This window comes from Algoriella xinjiangensis (assembly GCF_900115015.1).
In the GTDB taxonomy this organism is placed as follows: Bacteria; Bacteroidota; Bacteroidia; order Flavobacteriales; family Weeksellaceae; genus Empedobacter; species Empedobacter xinjiangensis.
Genome location: NZ_FOUZ01000005.1, coordinates 59,152 through 81,571, shown reverse-complemented (window position 1 = coordinate 81,571; position 22,420 = coordinate 59,152). Strand labels below are relative to the sequence as shown.

Annotated in this window: 19 protein-coding genes and 4 tRNA genes; 1 reads left to right on the top strand and 22 read right to left on the bottom strand. The window is 34.6% G+C overall.

All coding sequences use genetic code 11. The features are described from left to right. Positions 1-185 precede the first annotated feature (185 nt). The 19 genes from BM072_RS05710 to BM072_RS05620 all read right to left on the bottom strand — a co-directional run bounded on the left by BM072_RS05710 (position 186) and on the right by BM072_RS05620 (position 17,934). Positions 186-1,484, bottom strand: a complete 1,299-nt coding sequence (locus BM072_RS05710; protein WP_092907430.1) for a dihydrolipoamide acetyltransferase family protein — start codon at positions 1,482-1,484, stop codon at positions 186-188. 233 nt (positions 1,485-1,717) lie between these two features. Continuing rightward, a complete protein-coding gene (locus BM072_RS05705) occupies positions 1,718-2,011 on the bottom strand; it encodes a DUF3467 domain-containing protein (RefSeq protein ID WP_177190264.1) in 294 nt (97 codons plus the stop codon). Beyond that, positions 2,011-6,288 (bottom strand): DNA-directed RNA polymerase subunit beta', encoded by a 4,278-nt coding sequence (gene rpoC, locus BM072_RS05700; protein WP_092907426.1) that lies wholly within the window; start codon positions 6,286-6,288, stop codon positions 2,011-2,013. Before rpoC ends, BM072_RS05705 begins: the two co-directional genes overlap by 1 nt. A gap of 61 nt (positions 6,289-6,349) precedes the next feature. Further along, positions 6,350-10,192, bottom strand: coding sequence for a DNA-directed RNA polymerase subunit beta (rpoB, locus tag BM072_RS05695; protein WP_092907425.1), 3,843 nt, complete (start codon positions 10,190-10,192; stop codon positions 6,350-6,352). A gap of 102 nt (positions 10,193-10,294) precedes the next feature. Continuing rightward, a complete protein-coding gene (gene rplL / locus BM072_RS05690) occupies positions 10,295-10,660 on the bottom strand; it encodes a 50S ribosomal protein L7/L12 (protein WP_092907423.1) in 366 nt (121 codons plus the stop codon). Positions 10,661-10,702: 42 nt separating this feature from the next. After that, the gene (rplJ, locus tag BM072_RS05685) at positions 10,703-11,212 is read right to left on the bottom strand and encodes a 50S ribosomal protein L10 (RefSeq protein ID WP_092907731.1); all 510 of its coding nucleotides are present in this window, start codon (positions 11,210-11,212) and stop codon (positions 10,703-10,705) included. Positions 11,213-11,230: 18 nt separating this feature from the next. Then, positions 11,231-11,926, bottom strand: coding sequence for a 50S ribosomal protein L1 (rplA, locus tag BM072_RS05680; protein WP_092907422.1), 696 nt, complete (start codon positions 11,924-11,926; stop codon positions 11,231-11,233). Positions 11,927-11,946: 20 nt separating this feature from the next. Further along, positions 11,947-12,387 carry a 50S ribosomal protein L11 gene (gene rplK, locus BM072_RS05675; RefSeq protein ID WP_092907420.1) on the bottom strand — a complete coding sequence of 147 codons (441 nt, stop codon included), beginning with the start codon at positions 12,385-12,387 and terminating at the stop codon, positions 11,947-11,949. Positions 12,388-12,459: 72 nt separating this feature from the next. Beyond that, complete coding sequence (gene nusG / locus BM072_RS05670) at positions 12,460-13,008, bottom strand: transcription termination/antitermination protein NusG (protein ID WP_092907418.1); 549 nt, start codon at positions 13,006-13,008, stop codon at positions 12,460-12,462. 34 nt (positions 13,009-13,042) lie between these two features. Beyond that, a complete protein-coding gene (secE, locus tag BM072_RS05665) occupies positions 13,043-13,231 on the bottom strand; it encodes a preprotein translocase subunit SecE (protein ID WP_092907416.1) in 189 nt (62 codons plus the stop codon). Positions 13,232-13,246: 15 nt separating this feature from the next. Beyond that, positions 13,247-13,317 (bottom strand) — tRNA-Trp (locus BM072_RS05660). Positions 13,318-13,382: 65 nt separating this feature from the next. Beyond that, the gene (gene tuf / locus BM072_RS05655) at positions 13,383-14,570 is read right to left on the bottom strand and encodes an elongation factor Tu (RefSeq protein ID WP_092907414.1); all 1,188 of its coding nucleotides are present in this window, start codon (positions 14,568-14,570) and stop codon (positions 13,383-13,385) included. A 194-nt stretch (positions 14,571-14,764) separates the two neighbouring features. After that, a tRNA-Gly gene (locus BM072_RS05650) sits at positions 14,765-14,837 on the bottom strand. Between the two features lie 86 nt (positions 14,838-14,923). Continuing rightward, positions 14,924-15,005: transfer RNA gene (locus BM072_RS05645), tRNA-Tyr, on the bottom strand. Positions 15,006-15,040: 35 nt separating this feature from the next. Further along, positions 15,041-15,114: transfer RNA gene (locus BM072_RS05640), tRNA-Thr, on the bottom strand. 131 nt (positions 15,115-15,245) lie between these two features. Further along, entirely contained in the window at positions 15,246-15,545 is a 300-nt protein-coding gene (gene hpf, locus BM072_RS05635) for a ribosome hibernation-promoting factor, HPF/YfiA family (protein ID WP_092907412.1), read from the bottom strand. A 2-nt stretch (positions 15,546-15,547) separates the two neighbouring features. Next, positions 15,548-16,447, bottom strand: a complete 900-nt coding sequence (locus BM072_RS05630; RefSeq protein ID WP_092907410.1) for a tyrosine-type recombinase/integrase — start codon at positions 16,445-16,447, stop codon at positions 15,548-15,550. Positions 16,448-16,528: 81 nt separating this feature from the next. Further along, on the bottom strand, positions 16,529-16,723 hold the full coding sequence (gene rpsU / locus BM072_RS05625; RefSeq protein ID WP_092907408.1) for a 30S ribosomal protein S21: 195 nt from the start codon (positions 16,721-16,723) through the stop codon (positions 16,529-16,531). A 68-nt stretch (positions 16,724-16,791) separates the two neighbouring features. Further along, positions 16,792-17,934: an acyl-CoA dehydrogenase family protein gene (locus tag BM072_RS05620; RefSeq protein WP_092907406.1), complete on the bottom strand. Its 1,143-nt coding sequence runs from the start codon at positions 17,932-17,934 to the stop codon at positions 16,792-16,794. 238 nt (positions 17,935-18,172) lie between these two features. On the opposite strand from BM072_RS05620, the gene BM072_RS05615 reads away from it, so the two are divergent. Then, complete coding sequence (locus BM072_RS05615; protein WP_092907404.1) at positions 18,173-18,820, top strand: OmpW/AlkL family protein; 648 nt, start codon at positions 18,173-18,175, stop codon at positions 18,818-18,820. 77 nt (positions 18,821-18,897) lie between these two features. Here the strand turns inward: BM072_RS05615 and BM072_RS05610 are convergent, their stop codons facing one another. The 3 genes from BM072_RS05610 to BM072_RS05600 form a co-directional block, all read right to left on the bottom strand. Beyond that, positions 18,898-19,824 carry a cation diffusion facilitator family transporter gene (locus BM072_RS05610; protein WP_092907402.1) on the bottom strand — a complete coding sequence of 309 codons (927 nt, stop codon included), beginning with the start codon at positions 19,822-19,824 and terminating at the stop codon, positions 18,898-18,900. Positions 19,825-19,886: 62 nt separating this feature from the next. Continuing rightward, on the bottom strand, positions 19,887-21,515 hold the full coding sequence (gene pruA, locus BM072_RS05605; protein ID WP_092907400.1) for an L-glutamate gamma-semialdehyde dehydrogenase: 1,629 nt from the start codon (positions 21,513-21,515) through the stop codon (positions 19,887-19,889). 128 nt (positions 21,516-21,643) lie between these two features. After that, on the bottom strand, positions 21,644-22,372 hold the full coding sequence (locus BM072_RS05600) for a DUF1003 domain-containing protein (protein ID WP_092907398.1): 729 nt from the start codon (positions 22,370-22,372) through the stop codon (positions 21,644-21,646). Positions 22,373-22,420 lie beyond the last annotated feature (48 nt).

The following is a 22,420-nucleotide window of genomic DNA, read 5'->3' as shown; positions in this document are numbered from 1 at the left end:
TTGCTTCGTTGTAAAATGTATTATTCTCCTCAATATTCTGAGAATAACAACTAATCGATAACAACAAAACTATTAAATATACAAACTTCATCTTCTTACAACTAAACCTAACTGTAAAAATAAAAAAACTCTGAACTAATCAGAGTTTTTTAAGGATATATAATTTAAAAATTACATTTTTTTTATTAAATCGGTGTATTCATATCAAATGCTTCCAAATATTCGGCAACACGTTTTACAAACATTCCTCCTAAAGCACCATCTACAACACGATGATCGTAGGCATGCGATAAGTACATTTTATGACGAATTGCAATTACATCTCCTTGTGGAGTCTCTATAACAGCAGGTTTCTTAACAATAGCACCTACCGCTAAAATTGCAACTTGTGGTTGTGGAATAATTGGTGTTCCCAAAATATTACCAAAAGTACCAATGTTTGTAATGGTATATGTACCACCTTGTATTTCGTCTGGTTTCAATTTATTTGTACGTGCGCGATTTGCTAAATCATTAACTTGTTTAGCTAAACCAGCCAAATTGTATTGATTTGCATTTCTAATAACCGGAACAATTAAATTTCCACTTGGTAAAGCCGCAGCCATACCTACGTTTATATTTTTCTTTTTGATGATTTTATCTCCGTCAACAGAAACATTAATCATCGGAAAATCTTCGATTGCTTTAGCAACAGCTTCTATAAAAATTGGTGTAAATGTTATTTTTTCACCATGTTTTTTCAAGAATTCGTTTTTGTTTTTGTTTCTCCACAAAACAATATTCGTCATATCAACTTCTACAAAAGAAGTAACGTGAGGTGCAGCTTGTTTTGCCTGAAGCATATTTTGCGCAATAATTTTACGCATTCTATCCATTTCTATAATCTCGTCTCCATTAGCAAGAGAAACTGGCGCAGGTTGAGTTTTTGCAGCCGGAGCAGAAGTTGGTGCAGCAGCAACTGGTGTTGCAACTTTATTACCTTTATTTTTTACAAAATCTAAAATATCATCTTTTGTAACACGACCTTCTTTACCAGAACCTTTTATTTGATCTAACTCAGTCTGAGAAACTCCTTCCTCTTTTGCGATAGATTTTACTAAAGGCGAATAAAATTTATCTTCTGATGAAACGATAATTGTATCAGTTTTGATAGCCGCTACATCTTTTTCTATCGTTTGTACAGCATCTGCAATTTCTTGATCGCTATTTGTATCAACTGTATCTTGTGGTTGATCTACAACTCCATCAACAGATAGGATTGCGATTGGTTCACCTATTTTTGCAATTCCATCAACTGGAATTAATATTTCTTTTAAAACTCCTGCAACTGGCGAAGGAACATCAGAATCAACTTTATCTGTAGCGATTTCTACGATTGATTCGTCCTCAGCAATTGTATCTCCAATATTCTTAATCCAATTGGTTACAGTGGCTTCCATCACACCTTCACCCATCGAAGGTAGAATTAATTTATAATCAGACATGCTTGTGTTTATTTGCTTCATACAAATCTAAACATTTTTTCGATTCAAAAAAATGCATTTTTTAAGATTTATTCAATTTAGTTTTTGATTATCCTTAAAAAAGACGACTTATATTCTCTTTTTCATAAAAATACTAAATCTAATTGCATCTATTTTACGAATTTGACATTTATCCATAAAAAAATCCCCCAATCATTGATTGAGGGATTCTTGAAATATTTAAGAATGATTTCTTAAGCTTCGTAAGTCGCTGTACCGTTGTTAGTTTGAGGTTCTTTGATTTCACCAAAGCTTTTCTCGAAGTTAACTACGTTTTCTGCTAACGATTTAGATAATTGTTTCGCTTGTAATGGAGACAAGATAATTCTTGATTTTACACTTGGTCTTGCACCTGGTAAAAATTGAACGAAATCTACAACGAACTCTGATGGAGAGTGGTTGATGATTGCTCCTGTTGCGTAAACACCTTGAGCTACTAATTCGTTTAACTCAATGTTTAATCCTTCGTTTTGTTGATTTTCTGACATTATAATTCTTGTTTTGCGTTTATTAATTCTTCGTATTCACGGTTAGATCCTACGATTATACTTTGGTACTCTTTTAATCCAGTTCCTGCAGGAATTAAGTGTCCAACAATTACGTTTTCTTTTAATCCTACTAAACCATCTACTTTACCGGCTACAGCTGCTTCGTTAAGAACTTTTGTTGTTTCCTGGAACGATGCTGCAGACATAAATGATTTTGTCTGTAAAGATGCTCTTGTAATACCTTGTAAAACTGCTTCTGCTGTTGCAGGTAAAGCTTCACGCGCTGTTACTAAAACTTTATCTTCACGTTTTAATTTAGAGTTTTCGTCACGTAATTCGCGAACTGTGATAATTTGTCCTGGTTTTAAATCAGCACTATCTCCAGCTTCTTCTACGACTTTCATTCCGAACAAACGATCATTTTCTCTCATAAAATCATCTTTGTGCTCTAAACTATCTTCTAAGAATCTTGAATCTCCTGAGTCTACAATTCGAACTTTACGTAACATTTGACGTACAATAATCTCGAAGTGTTTATCATCGATTTTTACACCTTGTAAACGGTAAACATCTTGAATTTCGTTTACTAAGTACTCCTGAACCGCTGTTGGTCCTAAGATTTTTAAAATATCTTCTGGTGTAATTGCTCCATCTGATAAAGGCTCACCTGCACGAATAAAGTCATTTTCTTGAACTAAGATTTGAGCAGATAATTTAACTAAGTAACGACGTACTTCACCATTTTTAGATTCAATGATGATTTCACGGTTACCACGTTTTATTTTACCAAATGATACAACACCATCCAATTCACAAACTACTGATGGGTTAGATGGGTTACGAGCTTCTAATAACTCGGTAATACGAGGTAAACCTCCTGTAATATCTCCAGATTTTGCAGATTTACGTGGGATTTTCACCAAAATTTTACCAGCATTAATTTTCTCTCCATCATTTACCATAAGGTGGGCACCTACTGGTAAATTGTATGTTTTCTCTTCACCATCAATTGTGATAACTCTTAACGCAGGAACTAACTTTTTATTACGTGATTCCGAAATAACTTTTTCTTGGAATCCTGTTTGCTCATCAATTTCGATTTGGAAAGTGATTCCTTGCTCTAATTGTTCGTACTCGATTTTACCAGTAGATTCCGCGATGATAACCCCATTATAAGGATCCCAACTTGCAACCTCTTGACCTTTCTTAACTATAGCGCCGTTTTTAACTGCTAAGATTGTACCGTAAGCGATGTTAGTTTGTTGACGTACGTTTCCAAATTCATCAGAAATTTTCATCTCTGTAGAACGAGAAACTACTATATCAACTTTGTTACCAGCATCATCTGTACTTTCTACTGTACGTAAATCATCAAAATCTACTGTACCATCAAATTTAGATACAACTGTGTTTTGCTCAGAAACGTTTCCGGCAGTACCCCCAACGTGGAAAGTACGTAATGTTAACTGTGTACCTGGTTCTCCAATAGATTGTGCAGCAACTACACCTACAGATTCTCCTTTTTGTACACCTTTACCTGTTGCCAAGTTACGTCCGTAACATTTTGCACAAATACCTGTTTTTGCTTCACATGTTAATGGAGAACGTACTTCTACGTGCTCTATACCAGCAGCTTCTAAGGCTTCACCAGCTTCTTCATTAATAATTTGTGCAGCAGCAACTATTAATTCCCCATTGTCTGGGTTAAAAATATCATTTAAAGAAGTACGACCTAATACACGAGAAGATAAACTTTCGATAATATCTTCTTTTTTCTTAAGTGCAGAAACTTCTAGTCCTCTTAATGTACCACAATCCTCGTGCATTACGATAACGTCTTGTGCAACGTCTACTAAACGACGAGTTAAGTATCCCGCATCGGCAGTTTTTAAGGCAGTATCGGCAAGACCTTTACGCGCACCATGCGAAGAAATAAAGTACTCTAAGATTGACAGACCTTCACGGAAGTTAGAGATAATTGGATTCTCGATGATATCCCCACCAGATGAACCGGCTTTTTGAGGTTTTGCCATCAATCCACGCATACCTGATAACTGACGAATTTGCTCTTTAGATCCACGTGCTCCAGAATCAAGCATCATAAATACAGAGTTAAATCCTTGTTGATCTTCTGTCATACGTTTCATTACAATTTCTGTTAATGTTGCATTGGTTGTTGTCCAAACATCAATAACTTGGTTGTAACGTTCGTTATTTGTAATAAGTCCCATGTTATAGTTCATCTTGATGTTCTCTACTTGTGAGATTGCACCTGAGATAAGCTCTTTCTTTTGTTCTGGGATTAAGATATCTCCTAATGAGAATGATAAACCACCTTCAAAGGCATTACGATATCCTAATTGTTTCATGTCATCAAGGAAGGCTGCCGTTGTAGGGAAGTCTGTAATCTTGATGATTTTATTAATAATCGTACGTAACGATTTTTTCGTTAATACTTCGTTAATATAACCTACAGTTTTTGGTACGATTTGGTTAAATAACACACGTCCTACTGAAGTTTCTATTAATTGGTTCTCGATTAATTCTTCTCCTTGACGGATAGTTCCTTTTACACGAATTGGTGCATTTAAATCTACTGCTCCTTCGTTGTAAGCGATTTGAACTTCTTCGTCAGAATAAAAAGTTAATCCTTCTCCTTTTACTGTAAACTGGTGGTCAGTACGACGAATTTTCGTCATGTAGTACAGACCCAGTACCATATCCTGAGAAGGTACAGTAATTGGAGAACCATTTGCAGGGTTTAAGATATTTTGAGAAGCCAACATTAACAATTGTGCTTCTAAAACAGCTTCTGGTCCTAATGGTAAGTGAACGGCCATCTGGTCACCATCGAAATCGGCATTGAAGGCAGTACACACCAATGGGTGTAAACGAATTGCTTTACCTTCGATTAATTTCGGTTGGAATGCTTGGATACCTAAACGGTGTAATGTAGGGGCACGGTTTAATAAAACTGGGTGTCCTTTGATTACGTTTTCTAAAATATCCCAAACAACTGGCTCTTTTTTATCAATAATTTTCTTAGCCGATTTTACTGTTTTTACAATTCCACGTTCGATTAATTTACGAACAACAAATGGTTTGTATAATTCAGCAGCCATATCTTTTGGTAAACCACATTCGTGTAATTTAAGTGTTGGTCCAACAACAATTACAGAACGAGCAGAATAATCTACACGTTTACCTAATAAGTTTTGACGGAAACGACCTTGTTTACCTTTTAATGAATCAGATAATGATTTTAACGGACGGTTACCATCAGCTTTTACAGCAGATGCTTTACGTGTATTATCAAATAATGAATCTACAGCCTCTTGTAACATACGTTTTTCATTACGTAAGATTACTTCTGGTGCTTTAATTTCCATTAATCGTTTTAAACGATTATTACGGATAATTACACGACGGTATAAATCATTTAAATCTGATGTTGCGAAACGACCTCCATCTAGAGGAACTAATGGGCGTAATTCTGGTGGAATAACCGGAATAACACGCATTACCATCCATTCTGGGCGGTTTACATGACGCATATTAGACTCACGTAACGCTTCTACAACTTGTAAACGTTTTAACGCTTCTGTACGACGTTGTTTAGAAGTTTCGTTATGTGCTTTGTGTCTTAATTCGTAAGATAATTCATCTAAATTGATGCGAGATAATAGGTCTTCTAATGCTTCAGCACCCATTTTCGCAACAAATTTACTTGGATCAGTATCTTCTAAATATTGATTTTCTACAGGAAGAGTTTCTAAAATATCTAAATACTCTTCTTCTGATAAGAAATCTAATCTTTTTAATTCTTCACCTTCTGGTCCTTTAGCAATACCTGCTTGTATTACGACATATCTTTCGTAATAAATTACCATATCTAATTTCTTAGATGGTAATCCTAAAATGTAACCAATTTTGTTAGGTAATGAACGGAAATACCAAATGTGCGCAATTGGCACAACTAAGTTGATGTGTCCTATACGCTCACGACGAACTTTCTTTTCAGTAACTTCAACCCCACAACGATCACAAACGATACCTTTATAACGGATTCTTTTATACTTTCCGCAGGCACATTCGTAATCTTTTACAGGTCCAAAGATACGTTCACAGAATAACCCATCACGCTCTGGTTTGTGCGTTCTATAGTTAATCGTTTCAGGTTTTAAAACTTCACCTTTTGATTCTTGAAGAATCGATTCTGGAGAAGCTAACCCAATACGAATTTTTGTGAATTGACTTGTTTTATTTTTTGTTGACATATAGAAATGTATCTAACAATTATATTATTATAACGAAAAGGTAGAATAATAGGTTGCCCTATTATTCTTCCAAGTTTATGTCTAATCCAAGACCTTGTAATTCATGTAACAATACGTTAAATGATTCTGGAATTCCAGGTTCTGGCATTGGCTCTCCTTTTACGATTGCTTCGTAAGTTTTTGCACGTCCAATTACGTCATCCGATTTAACTGTTAAGATTTCGCGTAGGATATTAGCAGCACCAAATGCTTCTAATGCCCAAACCTCCATCTCTCCAAAACGTTGACCACCGAATTGTGCTTTACCACCTAATGGCTGTTGAGTAATTAGTGAGTATGGTCCGATAGAACGCGCGTGCATTTTATCATCTACCATGTGTCCTAATTTCAACATGTAAATTACACCTACAGTTGCTTTTTGAGCAAAACGTTCTCCTGAGTTACCGTCGTATAGGTACGTTGTACCGAAACGTGGTAAACCAGCTTCTTCTGTTAATTGGTCAATTTGCTCTGCTGATGCACCATCAAAGATAGGCGTTGCAAATTTGCGTCCTAATTTCATACCAGCCCATCCTAATACCGTTTCATAAATCTGACCGATATTCATACGAGAAGGTACCCCAAGTGGGTTAAGTACAATATTTACAGGCGTTCCGTCTTCTAAGAAAGGCATATCTTCGTCACGAACGATACGAGCAACAATACCTTTGTTACCGTGGCGTCCGGCCATTTTATCCCCAACTTTCAGTTTACGTTTTTTCGCAATATAGATTTTTGCTAATTTAACGATACCTGCTGGTAATTCATCTCCAACAGAAATTGTAAATCTTTCGCGGTTAAGTGCTCCTTGTAAATCGTTGTACTTAATTTTGTAATTATGTATTAACTCTTTTACTAATTCGTTCTTATCCTCGTCTGTTGTCCATAAAGATTCTAAACCTGTTAAGTTTAAGAAATGTTCAACGTTAGATAATATTTTTTGAGTATACTTAACGCCTTTCTTGATAACTTCTTCATTCAAGTCGTTGTAAATACCTTGAGAAGTTTTTCCGTTTAATAAAACGTATAATTTCTCTAATAATACTTCTCTTAATTCGTTAAATTTAACGTCGTATTCTCCTTCTACACTATCAATGATAGCTTTGTCTTGAGAACGTTTACGTTTATCCTTAATACTACGTGAAAATAATTTTTTGTTGATAACAACACCGCGTAATGATGGAGAAGCTTTAAGAGAAGCGTCTTTTACATCACCTGCTTTGTCACCAAAGATTGCACGTAATAATTTTTCTTCAGGTGTTGGATCTGATTCTCCTTTTGGAGTAATCTTACCAATTAAGATATCACCAGGTTTTACTTCTGCTCCAATACGGATCATACCGTTTTCGTCTAAGTCTTTTGTAGCCTCTTCAGAAACGTTAGGAATGTCAGCTGTTAGCTCTTCCATACCTAATTTTGTATCACGTACATCTAATGAATATTCATCGATGTGGATAGATGTAAACCAGTCTTCGCGAACTGCTTTTTCAGAGATCACAATGGCATCCTCAAAGTTGTACCCTTGCCAAGGCATAAAGGCAACAACCATGTTACGACCAATTGCTAATTCTCCTCCTTCAGTTGCGTAACCTTCAGATAAAACTTGACCTTTTTGTACACGGTCTCCAACTTTTACGATTGGTTTTAAAGTAATCGTAGTTCCTTGGTTAGTTTTTCTGAATTTTGTTAAATTATATGTTTTCTCAGATGAGTCAAAGTTTACTAACTCTTCGTCTTCTGTTCTATCATATTTTATTGTTATAATGTCAGCATCTACATAAGTTACTGTCCCTTCACGTTCTGCATTTACTAAGATTCTTGAATCTTTTGCAACTTGTTTTTCTAGTCCAGTACCTACAATAGGTGCTTGAGGTTTTAATAATGGAACTGCCTGACGCATCATGTTCGATCCCATCAACGCACGGTTGGCATCATCATGCTCCAAGAAAGGAATCAATGATGCTGAGATAGAAGCAATCTGGTTTGGCGCAACGTCGATTAAATCTACTTCGTTTGGTGTTACCACAGGGAAATCACCGTCTTCACGAGCAGTTACACGTTCTGTAGCAATAACACCATCGTCGGTCATGTCAATATTGGCTTGAGCAATTACTTTAGATTCTTCCTCTTCCGCAGTTAAATAGATAGGTGCTGATTCGACGTCCACTACCCCTTGTTCTACTTTTCTGTACGGTGTTTCGATGAACCCTAAGTTATTAACTTTAGCGAATACACATAATGACGAAATTAAACCAATGTTTGGTCCCTCAGGAGTTTCAATTGGACATAAACGTCCATAATGAGTGTGGTGTACATCTCGTACCTCGAATCCCGCTCTTTCTCTTGATAAACCTCCAGGTCCTAATGCTGATAAACGACGTTTGTGTGTAATCTCTGATAATGGATTTGTTTGATCCATGAACTGAGATAACTGGTTCGTTCCGAAGAATGAGTTGATAACAGATGATAATGTTTTTGCATTAATCAAATCGATTGGTGTAAACACCTCGTTGTCACGAACATTCATTCTTTCGCGGATAGTTCTAGCCATACGTGCTAAACCTACTCCGAATTGGCTAGCCATTTGTTCACCTACTGTTCTAACACGACGGTTAGATAAGTGATCAATATCATCCACCTCTGCTTTAGAGTTGATTAATTCGATTAAGTATTTAATAATCGAAATGATATCTTCACGAGTTAATACTTGTACTTCCTCGCTAATAGATAAGCCTAATTTTTTATTTAAACGGTAACGTCCTACTTCACCTAATGAATAACGTTGGTCAGAGAAAAATAATTTATCAATAATTCCTCTTGCAGTTTCTTCATCTGGTGGCTCAGCGTTACGTAATTGTCTATAGATATACTCTACTGCTTCTTTTTCAGTGTTAGTAGGGTCTTTCTGTAGTGTATTGTGGATAATTCCATAATCTGCAGAATTGATATCTTCTTTGTGTAATAAGATTGTTTTTACACCTGAATCTACGATTTGATCGATGTGATCTTTCTCTAAAATAGTTTCACGGTCTAAGATAATTTCATTACGCTCGATTGATACAACCTCTCCAGTATCTTCATCTACGAAATCCTCGTGCCATGTATTTAATACACGTGCAGCAAGTTTACGACCTACAACTTTTTTCAAAGTTGCTTTGTTTACTTTAACTTCTTCTGCTAAATCAAAAATTTCTAAGATATCTTTATCTCTTTCATATCCGATAGCACGTAATAAAGTTGTTAAAGGTAACTTTTTCTTACGGTCGATATAAGCGTACATAACGCTATTAATATCTGTTGCGAACTCAATCCAAGATCCTTTGAAAGGAATGATACGAGATGAGTACAATTTTGTACCATTCGCGTGGAAAGATTGCCCAAAGAATACCCCAGGAGAACGGTGTAATTGCGATACAATAACACGTTCGGCACCATTGATAATAAATGATCCTGAAGGAGACATGTAAGGAATTGTTCCTAGATATACGTCTTGTACAACTGTTTCAAAATCCTCATGTTCGTCGTCAGTACAGTACAATTTAAGGCGAGCCTTAAGTGGAACACTGTACGTTAATCCTCTTTCGATACACTCATCAATTGTGTAACGTGGTGGATCTACGAAATAATCTAAGAATTCTAAAACAAACTGATTGCGTGTATCCGTAATTGGAAAATTCTCAGCAAATGTTCGGTAAAGACCTTCATTTTTTCGTTGGTCAGGTCTTGTTTCCAACTGGAAAAAATCTTCAAACGATTTGATCTGAATGTCAAGGAAATCTGGGAACTGAGCGACTGCTTTTGCAGTAGAAAAGTTCAATCTTTCTTTTTTCTCAGTCGAGTTGCTTAATGTTGCTTTAGTGGCCAATTTCGAATGAATTTTGGTTTATATAATGACTTTATGCGTAAAAAGGTTTAGACCTAACACGCTATGTGTTAGGTCCAAACCTATATTGTTGAGTAATAAAAATTACTTCAATTCTACTACTGCACCAGCTTCTTCAAGCTGTTTCTTTAAAGCTTCAGCTTCGTCTTTAGAAACTGCTTCTTTAACTGTTGCAGGAACTGAATCTACTAAATCTTTAGCTTCTTTTAATCCTTTTCCAGTTAATTCTTTTACTAATTTAACTACTGCTAATTTAGATGCACCACTTTCTTTTAAGATAACGTCGAATTCAGTTTGCTCCTCAGCAGCTTCCGCTCCACCTGCAGCAACGATAACTGCAGCAGCAGCTGGCTCGATACCATATTCGTCTTTTAAGATTGTAGATAATTCATTAACTTCTAAAACTGTTAAGTTTACTAACTCTTCAGCTAATTTTTTTAAATCTGCCATTTTAATTTTTTTTGTTTGTCAACTATTTAATATGAGTGTGTCCTATTCTTCTGATGCTCCTTCTTCTTTCACAGCGTCCTTGTTCTCTAATTGAGATACAAGAGTTTTGATTGGAGATTGAAGTAACATTACGATATCTGCGATTAATTCCTCGCGAGATTTTAATGCAACTAATTGAGGTAATTTGTCATCACCAACAAAAGTATTATCTTCAATCCAAGCTCCTTTTAAGATAGGTTTTTCAGATTTTTTTCTAAAAACATCAATTACTTTAGCTGGTGCATTACCAACTTCAGCAGTCATTAAAGCTGTATTTCCTTTTAAAGATCCGTAAAGCTCTTCGAAGTTCTTGTCTTCTACTTGCTCCATTGCTTTCTTTAATAAAGTGTTTTTTACTACGCGTAAAGATACATTGCCTTTATAGCAAGCTCTTCTCAATTCAGTAGTATTAACAGCGTTTAATCCATCGATATCTGCTAAGTAGATGATTTTTGCGTCTGCTAATACAGCTTGCAATTCATCTATCATATTTGCTTTATCTTGTTTTGTCATTGCCATAATCTACTAATTTTAAGCGTTTACACTTTTTGGATCAACTGGTACACCTACTGATTGAGTTGTAGAAAGCGTAATGCTTCTTACATAAACCCCTTTAGCAGCTGTTGGTTTTAATTTAATTAAAGTTTGAATTAATTCATTCGCATTTTCTTTAATCTTATCAGCATCAAAAGATGCTTTTCCAACTGCAGCGTGGATAATCCCGTAACGGTCTACTTTGAAATCGATTTTACCTGCTTTAACTTCAGAAACGGCTTTACCAACTTCTACAGTTACAGTTCCTGATTTTGGGTTAGGCATTAATCCACGAGGTCCTAAAATACGTCCTAATGGTCCTAATTTACCCATTACAGCTGGCATTGTAACGATAACGTCAACATCTGTCCAACCTTCTTTAATTTTTTGTAAGTATTCATCTAATCCTACATAATCAGCACCTGCAGCTTTTGCTTCGGCTTCTTTGTCTGGAGTTACTAATGCTAATACTTTTACATCTTTACCAGTTCCGTGAGGTAATGAAACTACTCCACGTACCATTTGGTTAGCTTTCTTAGGATCTACTCCTAAACGAACTGCTATATCAACTGATGCATCAAACTTTGCGTAATTAACTTCTTTTACTAATGAAGATGCGTCTTCGATTGAGTAAAGTTTGTTTTTTTCTACTTTAGCTTGTGCTTCCTTTTGCTTTTTTGTTAACTTTGCCATTTCCTAAAATGTGTTTTTAATTATTCTGGAGCTTGACCGCCTTTTACAGTTATACCCATAGAACGCGCAGTTCCAGCAACCATTTTCATAGCAGACTCGATAGTAAAACAGTTCATGTCTACTAACTTGTCTTCAGCAATAGCTCTAACTTGATCCCAAGTGATTGCTCCAACTTTTTGACGGTTAGGAACACCTGATCCTTTTTTCAATTTCGCAGCTTCCATTAACTGAATTGCAGCTGGTGGAGTTTTAATTACGAAATCAAACGATTTGTCTTGATACACTGTGATAACTACTGGTAACACTGCACCTTGTTTCTCTTGTGTACGTCCATTAAATTGCTTACAAAACTCCATAATGTTAACACCTGCAGCACCTAAAGCCGGTCCTACTGGTGGCGAAGGATTTGCTTGTCCTCCTTTAACTTGAAGTTTTACAACTTTTTCAATTCTTTTTGCCATTTTTTTAATTCTTAAAATTAAGCGTTATGTGGAAGCAGCCTAAATTTCTACTTTATAAATTGTGTTGAAAGGTTATGATACCTTCTCAACTTGATTAAAACTTAATTCTAAAGGTGTTTTACGTCCGAAGATTAAAACCATTACCTCTAGTTTACGTTTGTCCTCAATGATCTTTTCTACAGTTCCATTGAAACCGTTAAAAGGTCCGTCGATAACTTTAATATTTTCTCCTATGATGTATGGGATAGACATTGATGTATCTATGTTCTCTGCTAATTCGTCAACTTTACCTAACATTCGGTTTACTTCCGATTGTCTCATTGGTACTGGACTTCCTCCTTTTGTTGCGCTTAAAAAGCTAATTACACCTGATGTGTTCTTTACCATGTGAGGAATTTCTCCTACAAGTTCAGCCTCTATCATAATGTAACCAGGAAAGTGAACTTTTTCCTTTTGATATTTTTTACCGTTACGGATTTGAATCACTTTTTCCATAGGAACAACAATCTGCCCTACATAATCATTCAAATTTTGGTATTGAATTTCTCTTTCAATGTAATCTTTTACTTTTAGCTCTTGACCAGCCACAGTTTTGATTACGTACCATTTCTTTTCACTCATGATTCTATAATTGCTAAACGGGATGTATTACAAACTAAAAAGCGCCGTAGACAAAATTCAGCACTTGTGTGAATATCGTATCTACCGCATATAAAAATATAGCTAACAAAACTGTAGCTATTGCAACAATAATTGTGTCTTTTTGTAGATCAGCAAAAGTTGGCCATGTGACGTGTTCTTTAAACTCTACAAAAGAATCTTTAACATATTGTACGACTTTCATATCGTTTTAAATTAGCACGGGCACAAGGATTCGAACCCTGATCAACGGTTTTGGAGACCGCTATTCTACCATTGAACTATGCCCGTAGAATAAAAAAAGAGTGGTAATCTATGAAGATTACCACATCTTCTGTATTATATAATTAGAATAATTATTCTAAAATTTCAGTTACCTGACCTGCACCTACTGTACGTCCACCTTCGCGGATAGCGAAACGTAAACCTTCGTTTAATGCAATTGGTTGTAATAATTCAACTGTAATAGTTAAGTTATCTCCTGGTAAAACCATTTCTACTCCTTCTGGTAAGTGGATTTCTCCAGTTACATCAGTTGTACGTACGTAAAACTGTGGACGGTAACGGTTATGGAATGGAGTGTGACGACCACCTTCTTCTTTAGTTAAGATATAAACCTCAGCTTTGAATTTTTTGTGTGGAGTTACAGATCCAGCCTTAGCGATAACCATACCTCTACGGATATCAGACTTTTCAATACCTCTTAATAATAAACCTACATTATCTCCAGCTTCACCTCTATCTAAGATTTTACGGAACATTTCAACACCTGTTACAGTAGAAGTTAATTTTTCTTCTCCCATACCTACGATATCTACACCTTCCCCTGAATTAATAACACCTGCTTCGATACGTCCTGTTGCTACAGTACCACGACCTGTAATAGAGAATACATCCTCTACTGGCATTAAGAATGGTTTATCTTGATCACGAACTGGTTGCTCAATCCAAACATCAACGTTAGCCATTAAGTCTAAAACAGTATCAACCCATTGAGGCTCACCGTTTAATGCACCTAAAGCAGAACCTTGAATAACTGGAGTGTTATCACCATCGTACTCATAAGAAGACAATAAGTCTCTTACTTCCATTTCTACTAATTCTAATAACTCTTCATCGTCAACCATATCAACTTTGTTTAAGAAAACAACGATACGAGGAACGTTTACTTGGCGACATAATAAGATGTGCTCGCGAGTTTGAGGCATTGGACCATCAGTAGCAGCTACTACTAAGATACCACCATCCATTTGAGCAGCTCCTGTTACCATGTTCTTTACGTAATCCGCGTGACCTGGACAGTCAACGTGTGCGTAATGACGGTTTGCAGTTTCATACTCTACGTGAGATGTATTAATTGTAATACCTCTTTCTTTTTCTTCTGGAGCGTTGTCGATTTGATCAAAAGCTTTTGCTTCTGAATAACCAGCGTCAGCTAATACTTTAGTAATCGCAGCAGTCAAAGTTGTTTTACCGTGGTCAACGTGACCAATAGTACCAATATTTAAGTGCGGCTTGTTACGGTTAAAAGTTTCCTTTGCCATTTTACTTTTTATTAATTTCTATTGTTATACTTAAATTAAAAAAATAACTTTAAATTATTTTCAAGTGCAAAAATACACTTTTTGATTGATATATAAAGTATTTTATTTCTTGATTTAATGTTAACCTTGAATAAATTTAGTTTCAACAACCACTTTAAAGATTAACCAAACTGGATTCCACCAGATTTTTATTGAGCGGGAAACGAGACTCGAACTCGCAACATTCAGCTTGGAAGGCTGACGCTCTACCAATTGAGCTATTCCCGCATTTACTTTAAATTCTAATAAAGCATTGCAAATTTAGGTATTAAATACTAATTCGCAAAATGATTTAAAAAATTTAAAATAGTTTGTGGGGAGAGCAGGATTCGAACCTGCGAAGGTGAAACCAACGGATTTACAGTCCGTCCTCGTTGGCCGCTTGAGTATCTCCCCAACCTATATTATTTTGTTAAATTTAAAAAATTCAGAGCCGATGGAGGGATTCGAACCCACGACCTGCTGATTACAAATCAGCTGCTCTGGCCAACTGAGCTACATCGGCAATTTTTAAAAATTTATTACTTTTTAAAAGAACAATCCGTTAATTCTGTATGTTTAACGGATTGCAAATTTACGTTGTTTTTTGAATTAACCAAATTTTTATACTTATTTTTTAATCAATTCAATCAAATTTTATCTATCGCTTACTTTTTCTTTCTTTCTGATTATTAGTTTTTTTAATGTATCTACTGCTAAATCAATGCATTCCTCAAATGATTGACCTGTTTTACTTACTACGATATCATCTCCAGGAACTTCTAACTTAATATCCACTGTTTTGTTACTTTTTTCAGATGTATTTTCAAGTTTTAGAAATACTTGTGCAGAAATTATTTTATCAGATAATGTTTCTAATTTCTCTAATTTTTTTCCTAAATACTCCTCTAAACCTGGTTTAGTGTTGAAGTTTACTGCTTGAACATTAATTGTCATAGTTAATCTTTTTTGTTCTCACGTGGGTGAGCTTTGTTAAACACTTTTTTTAGATTCTCTATACTTCCATGTGTATAAACTTGAGTCGACGACAAACTTGAATGCCCTAAAATATCTTTAACCGCATTCAGATCTGCTCCAGAGTCTAACATATGGGTCGCAAAAGAATGCCTCAACATATGAGGACTTTTTTTATGCTTTACACTTATAAGACTAAGATAATATTTTACTTTGGAATAAACAAGATTATCGTACAATGGTTTTCCTTTTTCTGTCACAAAAAGATTAACACAATTTAGTTCAATTTCTTTGTTACGCACTTCTTTGTAAGCCGCAATATCTTCTAACAAAAAGGTAGAAATTGGAATAAAACGTTCTTTATTTCTTTTTCCTAAAACTTTTATTGACAACAAATTAGGGTCAATATCATTTTCTTTTAAATTGATTAATTCTGCACGTCGAATACCGGTTTGATACATCAAATCGATCATCAAACGGTCGCGCACGCCTTCAAAAGTTGTTGGGAAAAATTCTTCATTCGTTAACAAATCATTTAGTTCTGCTTCGGTAAATGGAATCAAAACTTGCTTATTTTGTTTTAATGAATGGATTTGTTCGATTGGATTTACAGTAAGTTGCCTTTCTTTGATTAAGTATCTATAAAAGCTACGAAGCGCACTTAATTTACGGTTAACTGTTTTTTCGGATTTCTCCAACTCAGTTAAATACATAATAAATGCACGAATGTGATTTTTAGATGCAAGATGAATTTCGGTGGTGTTTTCTTCTTGTTGGTAAAAGTTGATAAAATCCTCTAAATCACGTTTATAACTTGTTACCGTTAGCGCAGAATAGTTTTTCTCGAGTGCTAAATAATCTAAAAATTGATGCGTAAAATCCATAAAAAAACCTATTTATCAAAGTTACAACTTTAATAAATAGGTCAACAGAAATTAATTCTTTATATTGTCTAAAACCGTAGACTAAGCTTCTTCTTGAACTGATAAAGACAATTTGTAGATTGCTCTACTCATTTTTTGTCTTTTAGTAACTGAAGGCTTAATAAACTGCTGACGTGCTCTTAACTGACGTACAACACCTGTTTTATCAAATTTTCTTTTGTATTTTTTTAGAGCTCTTTCGATTGACTCTCCGTCCTTTACTGGTATAATCAACATAATTTTATCTATTTCTTTTTAAGATGGCAAATATACAACTCTTTAGTTATTAAACAAATCCTTTTATATTAATCTTTCAAAATATTTCTTCCGATTACTAATTTTTGGATCTCAGTTGTACCTTCCCCGATTGTACATAATTTTGAATCGCGGTAGAATTTTTCTACTGGAAAATCTTTCGTATATCCGTATCCTCCAAAGATTTGTACGGCGTCGTTAGATATTTTTACACATGCTTCAGAGGCATAATATTTTGCCATTGCACCTTCTGTAGACATTGGTTTTTTATTATTTTTTAAATACGATGCTTTACGAATTAATAATTCTGAAGCTTCGATTTCTGTTACCATTTCTGCTAACTTAAAGTTAATTGCTTGGAAATTTGCAATTGCAGTTCCAAATTGGTGACGTTCTTGTGCATATTTTAAAGCTGCTTTGTATGCTCCTTTTGCAATTCCTAAACTTAAAGCTGCAATTGAGATACGACCTCCGTCTAATACTTTTAAGGCTTGTTTAAAACCATCTCCTACGTTACCTAAACGGTTTGCGTCTGATAAACGAACGTTATCAAAAATTAATTCTGCTGTTTCAGAAGCACGCATCCCTAATTTATTTTCTTTTTTACCTGATGTAAAACCTGGTGTACCTTTTTCTATTACAAAAGCAGTTGTATTATTTTTTGCTCCTTTTTCTCCTGTACGTGTCATAATTACAGCAACATCACCAGAAATAGCGTGTGTAATAAAGTTTTTTGCTCCGTTTATTACCCATTCGTCACCATCTTTTACAGCTGTAGTAGACATTCCACCAGCGTCAGATCCTGTGTTGTGTTCTGTTAATCCCCAAGCACCAATCCATTCTGCTGTTGCTAATTTTGGTAACCATCTTTGTTTTTGTTCTTCGTTACCAAATTCTAAAATATGATTTGTACAAAGTGAGTTATGCGCTGCAACTGATAAACCAATAGAAGGATCTACTTGAGAAATTTCGTCTACAATTGTTACGTATTCTTCGTAAGATAATCCGCTACCACCGTATTGTTCTGGAACTAAAACGCCCATGAAACCCATTTTTCCTAATTCTTTAAATACTTCTACAGGAAAAGTTTGCGCTTCATCCCACTCCATTATGTTAGGTTGAATGTATTGCTTTGCAAAATCTTGTGCAGATTGTGCGATTAATGTTAAGTTTTCGTTTTCTAAGAAATTCATTTTTTTGAGTTTAATTATGATTTTTGTCAAAAATAATAAAAATAAAGACTTCTATTATTATTTAATTAATTATCTTATTTTAATTCATTAAAAATTACTGACTATCAGCGTGTTTAAGGTATAAAACTTTCGCAAAACACCAAATGTTATCTCTCATTTTGAAGTATGATTTTTAACATTTTAATTCGGACAAAATTATCCTAATATTGCAGTAGAGAAAAGATAAAACAAGAGTACTATGAAAAAAGGATTATTAGTGTTGAGCGGATTATTACTATCTACTTTATCATTTGGGCAAGAAGCAGGAGAATTACATATGCGTGTTAGAGCAACTGGCGTTGTTCCGATGGAAGATGCAAAAATTGAAACAATTGGAGGAAATGTTGCAGTATCTAATAACTTAATTCCTGAAGTAGATTTTACTTATTATTTTACAAAAAATATTGCGGCAGAATTAATTTTAGGAACATCAAAACACGAAGTTGTTGCTGTAAATACAGCATTAGGAAATTTAGATTTAGGTCGCGTTATGTTATTGCCTCCTACGTTAAATCTTCAATATCATTTTTATCCAACCAAAAACTTAAAACCTTATGTTGGCGCTGGACTTAATTATACCATTTTCTACGATCAAGGTCAAGGAAAAGGGCGTAATGCAGCTGTAACTAGCGTTGCTTATGACAACAATTTAGGTTACTCTTTTCAGTTAGGATTTGATTATAAAATAAACGATAAACTTTATTGGAACGTTGATGTAAAAAAACTTTACTTAAATACAGATGTTGAAGTTGGTGCGGCTTTACCATCAGGACAAGTTTATGTTCCGGCTGAAGTGGATTTAAATCCATGGTTAATTAGTACAGGTATCGGTTTCAAATTATTTTAATACCAACTCACTTATATAATTCCTTTAATTTAGAAAATTAAAGGAAACAAAAAAGAGAAGCAACTGCTTCTCTTTTTTTATTCTTCTACTCGTTTATCTTCAATTTGATGATCACGAAAATATTTTCTAACCGATACAAAAGTTGGTTCTATATGTACCAAAACATCTTGTACTTGCGGCATTTTTTCTTTAATTTCATCTTTCAAATGATGGCTAATTTCATGACCTTCTACAACAGAAATATTTCCGTCAACAATCATGTGTAAATCCACAAAATAGTACATTCCACTTTTACGAACATTGCATTTTTCGGTTGCAATAACGCCCGAAACATTTAACGAAATCTTTCTGATTTCTTCTACTTCATCTTCATAAAGTTGTTCGTCCATAATTTCTCCTAAAGCTGGACGCAAAATTTTATATGCATTATATAAAATCAATCCCGAAGCTAACAAAGCCGCAACATCATCCGCAGCTTCCCAACCTGGTCCCATAACCAATGAAATAGAAATTCCGATAAAAGCCATTAACGATGTAATTGCATCAGAACGATGATGCCAAGCATCTGCTTTTAACGACGAACTATTGGTTTCTACGCTTTTGCGCATAACATATTGAAAAGAAATTTCTTTGAATAAGATAATTCCTCCCAAAACTAATAACGTAAATGGTGCGGGTTGACTGTGTGGTGTAATAATATTGTTGATACTTTCTTTTGCAATAACAATTGCCGAAATAACAAGAAAGGATACGACTAAAAATGTGATTAAAGCTTCTGCTTTTCCGTGTCCGTAAGGATGATTTTCATCGGCTGGTTTTGAAGAATATTTTAATCCTAAAAAAACAAAAAATGAAGAAAATACATCTGCCGAAGATTCTATTGCATCTGCAATTAATGCATAAGAGTTACCAAAATATCCAGCGATAAATTTGATTCCTGCCAAAGATGCATTTCCAATAATGCTGAATATAGAAGCTTTTATTGCTGTTTCTGAGTTACTCATACTATAAAAAAAATAAGCCCTACAAATGTAAGGCTTATTCTAAATTTATGTCTTGAAAAAGATTATTTTTCTAAGAATGGATATTTATAATCAGTTGCAGGAACTAAGGTTTCTTTGATCGTTTGAACAGAAGTCCAACGTAACAAGTTCATTGCAGAACCTGCTTTATCATTTGTTCCCGAAGCACGAGCACCACCAAATGGTTGTTGCCCAACTACTGCACCTGTTGGTTTATCGTTGATATAGAAATTTCCACATGCATTTTTTAATGCTTTAGCTGCGATTTCTACTGCAGAACGATCTTTTGCAAAGATAGATCCTGTTAATGCATAAGCAGAAGTTTCGTCAACTAATTTTAATGTTGCTTCAAATTCGTTTTCGTCATAAACATAAACAGATAATACAGGTCCGAAGATCTCATCTACCATTGATTCATATTTAGGATTTGTAGCTTTAATAACCGTTGGTTGTACAAAATATCCAACAGAATCGTCGTAAGTACCACCAATTACTACTTCAGCTTCCGAAGATGCTTTTGCTCTATCAATATATGCTTTTGATTTCTCGAAAGAGTTTTTGTCAATAACAGCAGTCATAAAGTTTGAGAAATCTTCTGGTGAACCAACTGTAATTGTTGCAACCATTTCTTTCATTTGCTTTTCAACTTCTGGCCATAAGTTAGATGGAACGTAAGCTCTTGAAGCAGCAGAACATTTTTGACCTTGGTACTCGAAAGAACCACGAACTAATGCAACAGCAACTTCTGTAGGACAAGATGATTTGTGAACCATTACAAAATCTTTTCCTCCTGTTTCTCCAACAATTCTTGGGTAAGTTCTGTATTTATCAATGTTATCACCAATTTGTTTCCATAATGTATTGAAAACGCGTGTTGATCCTGTAAAATGTAAACCAGCAAAATCTTTGTGCTCTAAAACAGTTTTTGCAGTTTCTGCACCATCAGTTAAAATTAAGTTGATTACACCGTCTGGTAAACCTGCTTTTTTGAAAATTTCCATTGTTACTTTCGCAGCCAATGTTTGTTTATCAGATGGTTTCCAAACAACAACATTCCCCATTAACGCCATACAAGATGGTAAATTACCAGCAATTGCTGTAAAGTTGAATGGTGTAATTGCGAATGTAAATCCTTCTAATGGACGATAATCTACGCGATTCCAAATTCCTGGAGAAGAAATTGGTTGATCAGCATAAATCTCTGTCATGTATTGTACATTGAAACGTAAAAAGTCAATCAACTCACAAGCCGAATCAATTTCTGCTTGCATTGCATTCTTAGATTGACCAATCATTGTTGCAGCATTTAATTTTGCTCGGTAAGGACCAGCAATTAAATCTGCAGCTTTTAAGAAAATAGCAGCTCTATCTTCCCAAGCCATTGCAACCCAAGCTTCTTTTGCAGCCAAAGCTGTATCAATTGCTTTTTGTACATCTGCCTGTGTACCTTCATGATAATAACCAACAACTTTTTGGTGATCATGTGGTGGGCGAATTTCTTTTTTATTTCCGCTAAAAATTTCTTCAGAACCAATGTACTGAGGAACTTCTGTTACCTCATTATACATTTTTTTATAAGCGTCTAATAATTGTGCTCTCTCTGGCGTACCAGGAGCGTATGATTTTACCTCTTCATTAATAGCTTGAGGAATTTGAGCAAATGATTTTGACATTTTATTATTTTGTTTGTTTATACTTTTTCAAAGTCCAAATTTAAGAAAAATAAATGAAAACGATTCAAATTGAATGATTAACTATATGTCATCAAACTCTTTCTTAACTCATTAACATTAAAACTATTCTAAGATTCCGAATTATCGTCCGATTTTTTAGATTTACTTTTAGCTTGAAGTACTTGCTGCTCAATATTCTCTAAATATTGAATCTGCATTTCCTGAATTTCTAACAATTTTTTATTTTGATGAACCAATAAATGATCAATTTTTTCGCTCAATAATTTAATTTCTAATTCAGCTTTCAAATTAATTTTATAATCATGTTCCGCGCGCTCACGGTCTTTGTCCTCTTGCCTATTTTGACTCATCATAATAATTGGCGCTTGTATTGCCGCCAAACATGACAAAATTAAATTGAGTAAAATAAATGGATACGGATCAAATCCTTTATCATGTAACATCCAAAAATTGAGAAACATCCAAAGCAATAAAAACGTAAAAAATATAATAATAAATGTCCAACTTCCACCAAAAGACGCCACTTTATCAGCCACTCTTTGTCCTAAAGTTGAAACATTTTCTGTTTCATCTTTTATATTTTCGGAAAGAATAGAATTATCCCGAATTGCTTCTACAACATCTTGATCCAATTTTTCCATTTCTCCTTTTTCTTGCGAAATAAGATTTGCAAAAAATAATCGTCTGTATTTATTTAATTCTTTGATTGATATATAATCTTCATCCGTAAAATTTGGATAATCGGTGCTGATTAAATCATAAATCTCGTGTTGCAAATCTTTTCCTTGCACCAATTCATATTTTTTAGCTTTTTGGTTGGTTATAAAACATTTCATGTTGGTATTTTTTATGAAATTAGGGTTTTAATATTATTTTAAATAGAT

Coding starts and splice junctions, on each gene's coding strand:
- hpf (WP_092907412.1), bottom strand. CDS start 15,545: ATGACAATTAATGTTCAAGCAGTAAACTTCAACACTAAACCAGGTTTA.
- secE (WP_092907416.1), bottom strand. CDS start 13,231: ATGAAAGTCGTACAATATGTTAAAGATTCTTTTGTAGAGTTTAAAGAA.
- BM072_RS05615 (WP_092907404.1), top strand. CDS start 18,173: ATGAAAAAAGGATTATTAGTGTTGAGCGGATTATTACTATCTACTTTA.
- pruA (WP_092907400.1), bottom strand. CDS start 21,515: ATGTCAAAATCATTTGCTCAAATTCCTCAAGCTATTAATGAAGAGGTA.
- BM072_RS05710 (WP_092907430.1), bottom strand. CDS start 1,484: ATGTCTGATTATAAATTAATTCTACCTTCGATGGGTGAAGGTGTGATG.
- nusG (WP_092907418.1), bottom strand. CDS start 13,008: ATGAGTGAAAAGAAATGGTACGTAATCAAAACTGTGGCTGGTCAAGAG.
- rplA (WP_092907422.1), bottom strand. CDS start 11,926: ATGGCAAAGTTAACAAAAAAGCAAAAGGAAGCACAAGCTAAAGTAGAA.
- rplJ (WP_092907731.1), bottom strand. CDS start 11,212: ATGACAAAACAAGATAAAGCAAATATGATAGATGAATTGCAAGCTGTA.
- rpoC (WP_092907426.1), bottom strand. CDS start 6,288: ATGTCAACAAAAAATAAAACAAGTCAATTCACAAAAATTCGTATTGGG.
- rplL (WP_092907423.1), bottom strand. CDS start 10,660: ATGGCAGATTTAAAAAAATTAGCTGAAGAGTTAGTAAACTTAACAGTT.
- rpsU (WP_092907408.1), bottom strand. CDS start 16,723: ATGTTGATTATACCAGTAAAGGACGGAGAGTCAATCGAAAGAGCTCTA.
- rplK (WP_092907420.1), bottom strand. CDS start 12,387: ATGGCAAAAAGAATTGAAAAAGTTGTAAAACTTCAAGTTAAAGGAGGA.
- BM072_RS05610 (WP_092907402.1), bottom strand. CDS start 19,824: ATGAGTAACTCAGAAACAGCAATAAAAGCTTCTATATTCAGCATTATT.
- BM072_RS05630 (WP_092907410.1), bottom strand. CDS start 16,447: ATGGATTTTACGCATCAATTTTTAGATTATTTAGCACTCGAGAAAAAC.
- BM072_RS05705 (WP_177190264.1), bottom strand. CDS start 2,011: ATGTCAGAAAATCAACAAAACGAAGGATTAAACATTGAGTTAAACGAA.
- tuf (WP_092907414.1), bottom strand. CDS start 14,570: ATGGCAAAGGAAACTTTTAACCGTAACAAGCCGCACTTAAATATTGGT.
- BM072_RS05600 (WP_092907398.1), bottom strand. CDS start 22,372: ATGAAATGTTTTATAACCAACCAAAAAGCTAAAAAATATGAATTGGTG.
- BM072_RS05620 (WP_092907406.1), bottom strand. CDS start 17,934: ATGAATTTCTTAGAAAACGAAAACTTAACATTAATCGCACAATCTGCA.